This window comes from Paraburkholderia ferrariae NBRC 106233, from assembly GCF_000685035.1.
Taxonomy (GTDB): Bacteria; Pseudomonadota; Gammaproteobacteria; order Burkholderiales; family Burkholderiaceae; genus Paraburkholderia; species Paraburkholderia ferrariae.
The window spans coordinates 1-5,769 of the sequence record NZ_BAYB01000074.1; the positions used below are offsets into that span (position 1 = coordinate 1).

Sequence of the window (5,769 nt, forward strand, 5' to 3'; positions counted from 1 at the left end):
TTGCTCCTAGACGGTTGGGAGGTAGGCCGGGGACTGGTAGCCGCCAGTGGTTCCGGCCGGGATGCGGTGAGGCGTGGCCGTCACTGCATGGGATCTATTATAGTCTGCTTACGTACATACGTAAATACGTAATTGCGTAAATATTTGGATGGGTGTTGAGGCATGTCAGACGGTCAAGGGGACGCCCGGAAGCCGCAGCGGAGCGCAGAGCTGGCCGCAGGCCAGGTCGAGCACCGAACGGGTGAGGACGGCAGCGCAGCGGCCCTTGACGGGCTGGCGTGCCGGGATAGACGCTCCAGTCGAGGGTGTGGGGGCGGTTTCATCTCCCCCGCACCCTTGACGACAGAGGGCGACTCGCTCCTTCCCGCAGGGCGGGAAGGCGGGGGATGGGTGGATGTGGCCGCCGCCGGCGGCCCTGCCCCGCTCTGCTGCCCGTAGGTATGAAAAAGCCGCCCGTGGGCGGCCTTTACTGAATGTCCGGGTACATACGTAATTACGTACACTGCGCCTTCTCTACCCTCCACCGGATCGGCGGTTCATACGTGTCTGCATGGTCCGATTCCGCAGCCGAAACGGCTCCAATCATCGAGATGATCGACAGCGAGCCAAAGGCAATATTCTTCTCCATCCCGTTCGCCCTATTCGGTTCAAATTACGTATGTACATGCGTGCGTACATACGTAATTACTTCTTGTGTGCCCAATAGAACTCGAGCGCCTCGTCGATGATGTCGGATTCCGTGACCCGACGACCCTCTGCTTGCGTGCGGTGAAACGCATCCTCCTTCAGCTTCGTCTCGAAGGTCTTGCGGATACGAATGGTCTTGTTGGTCCGCTCGGGCACTGCCGGGACCGTAGCCGCGGCAGTGCCCGGCGCCGTCGATTGAGATTCGACCGCACCTTCGCTGCCGCCGCCACGGAATTCCTCTAGAGAAGGCTTTCTCTTCATGCTTTCACCTCTTGGTAGAACGCGACCATTTCGGCCACGGCTTGGCTATCCTTGCCAATTTCCTCAACCGTGCAGCCCTCGCTGGTAGCGCGGCGGAACGCCACGCGCTCACACACGCGGGCATTGAGCACGTCGAGTTTGTTTTCCTGCAGAAATTCGAGCATTTCCTTCCCGTCCTTGGTCCGGGGATCGATGCGCGTAAGCAGGATCTTCACGCGCAGCTCGGGGTTGTAATCCTTGGCCAAGTCGACGACCTCGAGTAGATCCGTCATCGCAGCCGCGTCGAAGCCGGACGCGCCGACCGGGACGATCGCCAAATCGGCCAGCAGCAGCGCATTGCGGAGCCCCGGCGCGTCGCGACCGCCGGCGTCCACGACCGTGTGTGCGAACCCCTTCGACAGTTGCTTGCCCTCATCGAAAATGGCCTTGCCGCGCAGGCATGTCGTCGTCGGCGACGGCTTGCCTTTCACCGCCTCGCTGTCACGTCGCCATGCCGCCCATGTTGCCGCCGTCTCCTGCGGGTCGCCGTCGATCAGTAGGGTAGGCTCCGAACTGGCGAGATGCGTCGCCAGGTGAACAGCCGTCGTCGTTTTGCCTACGCCACCCTTGGTATTCACAACCGCGTATTTCATGGGTTTCTCCTAATCCGTACATACATGCGTATGTAATTACGTAATTATGCCTTAATGGCAGTCCGAAAGCAAACTGAAGCCGTTGATATGCACCTGGTCCGGCGGTCGGCCGACCTTCGCAGCAATCTCATGCTTCGCCTGAGCAAGCAGCAACAACTCGACGGTGTTCTCGTCGGCGCCGTCTCCTATAGCGAGTCGAACGGTATGCGCCTTTTCGTCGAACGATTGCGGGGTCCGATAGAAAACCCGGTATTCGCGTTCCATGACTCCCTCGTGCGAGCTACATAATGCCGTATTTACATACGTAAGTACGGCATTATCGGGTTAGTCTTCCTGCGAGATCTCGCGGGTAGGGAGGCGATTCAGCAGCTTCTTGGCGTGCTGAACTTCCATCCAGTTGCCCGCCGTCGGCGTCGGGCGCTCAAAGACGGTCATGACCATCTCGAGCGCATCGGCCAACTCGTGCGCAAAATCAGCGGCCTCGGCCATCTTCTTGAACTGCTCGACGGCCATCGACCGCCCTTCGGCCGTCCCCTCGGCATAGCCAGCGAGGAGAACGGGCAGCACACTGGCCCACGACATTTTCAGGTCAACGGTCAGCATCGCATGCCTCCCTCGTTTGGACTTCAGCGATACGCTTCTTGAGCCGGCGGATGTCGGCGTTGTTGTTGCGCAGAGCGGATTGAGGGAAGCCGACGCGCCCGGCGAAATCCTTGGTCTTGAGATCGCCAATGTGTTCCTCGGAGAACCCCAGCGCCCGCAAGGCGTTGTCATCGCCCTTGCGCAGGGCAGTGTTCGCGGCGCGCATCATTTTCTGCGAAGCCTTGAGCCGCTCGATCTCGGCCTCCAGCTTCTCGATCGCGTCCGATTCGGACGGTCGCATCGGTTGCTTCATGGTCATGCTCCTAGACGGATGGTCGTCGGCAAAACCCGGTAGCCGCCGGGCGTTCGCCGGTGCCGCCGACATCGGCAGCACCAACCTAGTATAGCGTACATACATACATACGTAAATACGTAATTGCGTATTAACGTCGTGAGCCTCTTCCGTGGTTTTTCCCGCCGCATGAGCACTCGCAGCGCATGATCCGGCCCGTCGCGTTGAGGCAGCGAGCGTCACATTCATGCCGGCTAGGGTTCGATTTGTACTCGATCACCCGCTCGACCGGCAGCACTTGGTCACGTGCGTCGGCGGGAGATCCGACCCACATGTGATAGCCGTCGTACCGGCGGCCGACCACGCCAGGAAACCGCAGCGCGAATTCAGTGTTCGACATGCTCGTAACGGCCACAAGCTGGCGATCGCCGTGGAAATACTTCATATTTGCCATCGAGATCTCCGCGCAGGAAAGGGTATAGCTATGTTGCCATACTTACGTACATACGTAAATACGTAATTGCGTAAATATTTGGATGGGTGTTGAGGCATGTCAGACGGTCAAGGGGACGCCCGGAAGCCGCAGCGGAGCGCAGAGCTGGCCGCAGGCCAGGTCGAGCACCGAACGGGTGAGGACGGCAGCGCAGCGGCCCTTGACGGGCTGGCGTGCCGGGATAGACGCTCCAGTCGAGGGTGTGGGGGTGGTTTCATCTCCCCCGCACCCTTGACGACAGAGGGCGACTCGCTCCTTCCCGCAGGGCGGGAAGGCGGGGGATGGGTGCATTACCACATACTTACGTATGTACGTACACTAAGCCGAAAGGTCGGCGATATACGACACTCAGGAAGATAGGCAAAAGGCTCGAAAAAGCCTTCCGTGCCGTCGAATTGTTGATGTAGGCGGGAGGGTAGAGCAGCGGCCACGGGCCGGAACGTCCCGATTACAGCACGCTGGAACAACAGTCACTGCGGGCACCGACAGCGCGTGTCGGCGAAGTACGACCCCGTTCCGTTAGTCGTCGGCCATTAGGTTGCCCTGCCGCTCGAGCTGCTCAAACCAAGTGAACCCGTCGATACGCTGCAGCTCCTTCGTCAACGCCCTGCTGTCGCGCGAGTAGAACACGATCCGGTGGGGCTTCTTGCTGCTGTCCAGCGCGACACGGTAATCGGGCAGGGCATCGCGCTTGATGATGTCTCGGACGTCGGCCCGGAAATGTCGCAGCGACTGGATCGAGCCGCTTTTCTGCCGCATGATCTCGATGTCGCATTTCCAGATGGCCTTGTCGCCGGCGTGCTTGCGAGCCAGCTCGTACAGCCGACGCTCGAGCGGTTGCGACAACAGAAAGTAGCGGCGGTCGATGGTCAGCACCTCGTAGTGCAGGAATGCCTTGTACAGCCATTCCGCGACGATGACGACGACCTCGAGGACACCCTTCCCGTTCTTGGTCCGCCGAGTAATGGTGTAGTCCTCGATCCAGCCAAAACCTCTCGTCTCCTCTTCGCCGCCTGTCGCGATGTTCGTCTCGATCGTCGTGCCTTTCAGACGACGTAGCATGTCGAGCATGTTGTCATAGGCTTTGCCGCCCGGATCTCGCTCGGTGCCGGTCAGAAACGCATAGGTATCGATCTTCACCGTGCGAGAAATCGGCAATCCCGCTTGTCGGGCTTCAATGATCTGTGAGCCCATATAGAGCAGCAAATCCTTGTCGAAGACAGTGGCGGCGCCCAGCACGGACGGAATTACCTTGACGCGCTTCTGAGTCGACGGGCTGACGTATTCGCGCACGGTCGTGTCGCGTCGTTTCGACAGGGAGAATAGCGGGAACTCCATGCTGGCCAGGTCGTCCTTGACCGGCCACTCAAGCATGTTCGCCGCAAATAGCTCCGTCTGCGTGTACGGTTTGTGTTGCCCCCTGACGGGTACTGGTGTTGCTGCCATTGATCCGGCCTCCGGTCCTTCCATCTTCAACTGATCTTACAAAGCGTGTACGGACGTCCACGCATGCGCCTAATCACGAGTCGAAAGAGCGGTGCGCATCGGTCATCCGTCTCCAGAACTGTCTGGAGCGTCCGAATGCGCGTACCGTCTTTCTGGCCCCATGTGCGAAGAGCGACAGGATAACCAAAGAGATCGCGGAACAGCCGCAGCTCGTAGAACCCGGTAGCTGACTCCCAGCGGGCAACGTGGCCTTGCTTGAGGTCAATGGATGGAACAGCTATCATGATGGGTATCCTAAGCGGACGCGCTCCTAGACGGGCCTTTGCTCTGGTAGAAGCCCGGTTTGGTAGCCGCCAACCGGGCTTCGCTCATTTCGCGTTAATTAATTTGCCATATTTTGGCGGATTATCCTAATTGCCACGTTCAGGCGGCAATTTCTTCCTCCAGCGTTTCCTCTTCTTCGCCGATGTCGGTTTCGTCGTCCGTCTCCACATCGTCGGCGTCGTCCGCCTGCCAAACAGCGTCGGTCGCCTGCGTATCGTAGACCTTCACGGCACCGTCCAACACGCAAAGCTGGCCACGGACGCGAACCAAGAGACCGCGCCGATCGCCGCGTTCGAGACTACCGTTGTCCCACGCTCGGCACTGGCTGCGATAGCTGAACGTCGCACCTTGCCAGTCAGAGAACGCGGTGAACGACCAGCCCTCGCATTCGCGATAGGAGCCGCGGCTGAAACCGCCGTCGTTGATGTATTCCCGACCATTCACCACGAAGGTCGGCACGCTGGCGATTCCGTCGTTGGAGTTCGCGAGTTTGTCGGCGCAGTAAGCATGTCCCCACGTCGAATAGGGGGCTTCGATCGCGTGAATCCCGTCGCGGTAGCTGTCCAAGAAAAACGAGTCGCGCCACGGCTGGAAGTCGATGGCGCGATTGGTCTCGGACCATCGCCACGCGATCAGCGTGCCGACGTCGCGCACGTACATCGCGGCCGTCGCCACGCATCCATCTTCGTCCCGAACCTTGTATTCGATCCAGTCGAAAACCGACCCGACCATCGCCCGGCAGTGAGCGACGAATGCGTCGAACTCGTCGTCCGTTGGCTTGCACGTCACGCGCCAGAGATGGCGCGGTTCGTCGTCCTCGTCGCAGCGTTCGACCATCTTCTCGAGTTCGTCGCCGGCGAGAGCGAGGCCACGCGCGAACAGCGGCCGCGCCGGACCAGCGATGCGCTGGACCGCATCAGTTCCCTTCGCAAACATCGCACGATACTGCTCGACGGTGTATTCCGGATCAAGCCAAGTTCCGGGCTCATCCAGCGCAAACGCCCGCGCGGCAGCGTCGCCAAAATCGAAGCCGAATTGTTCGCTCATCGCAG

At 60.0% G+C, this 5,769-nt stretch carries 8 protein-coding genes; all 8 read right to left on the minus strand.

Annotated elements, in window-relative coordinates; genetic code table 11:
* Positions 1-684 precede the first annotated feature (684 nt).
* Positions 685-948, minus strand: coding sequence for a hypothetical protein (locus BFE01S_RS36510; RefSeq protein ID WP_007183089.1), 264 nt, complete (start codon positions 946-948; stop codon positions 685-687).
* A complete protein-coding gene (locus BFE01S_RS36515) occupies positions 945-1,580 on the minus strand; it encodes a ParA family protein (RefSeq protein ID WP_007183090.1) in 636 nt (211 codons plus the stop codon). Before BFE01S_RS36515 ends, BFE01S_RS36510 begins: the two co-directional genes overlap by 4 nt.
* A gap of 51 nt (positions 1,581-1,631) precedes the next feature.
* The gene (locus BFE01S_RS36520; RefSeq protein WP_007183091.1) at positions 1,632-1,844 is read right to left on the minus strand and encodes a hypothetical protein; all 213 of its coding nucleotides are present in this window, start codon (positions 1,842-1,844) and stop codon (positions 1,632-1,634) included.
* 60 nt (positions 1,845-1,904) lie between these two features.
* Positions 1,905-2,183: a hypothetical protein gene (locus BFE01S_RS36525; RefSeq protein WP_028229690.1), complete on the minus strand. Its 279-nt coding sequence runs from the start codon at positions 2,181-2,183 to the stop codon at positions 1,905-1,907.
* Entirely contained in the window at positions 2,170-2,475 is a 306-nt protein-coding gene (locus BFE01S_RS36530) for a hypothetical protein (RefSeq protein WP_028229691.1), read from the minus strand. The genes BFE01S_RS36525 and BFE01S_RS36530 overlap by 14 nt, the downstream gene beginning before the upstream one ends.
* Positions 2,476-2,605: 130 nt before the next feature.
* Entirely contained in the window at positions 2,606-2,908 is a 303-nt protein-coding gene (locus BFE01S_RS43785) for a hypothetical protein (protein WP_084170445.1), read from the minus strand.
* A 558-nt stretch (positions 2,909-3,466) separates the two neighbouring features.
* Positions 3,467-4,393: a replication initiator protein A gene (locus BFE01S_RS36535; RefSeq protein ID WP_007183094.1), complete on the minus strand. Its 927-nt coding sequence runs from the start codon at positions 4,391-4,393 to the stop codon at positions 3,467-3,469.
* Positions 4,394-4,816: 423 nt separating this feature from the next.
* Positions 4,817-5,769: hypothetical protein (locus tag BFE01S_RS45290; RefSeq protein ID WP_245621292.1), on the minus strand; the 953-nt coding region annotated here is incomplete at its 5' end.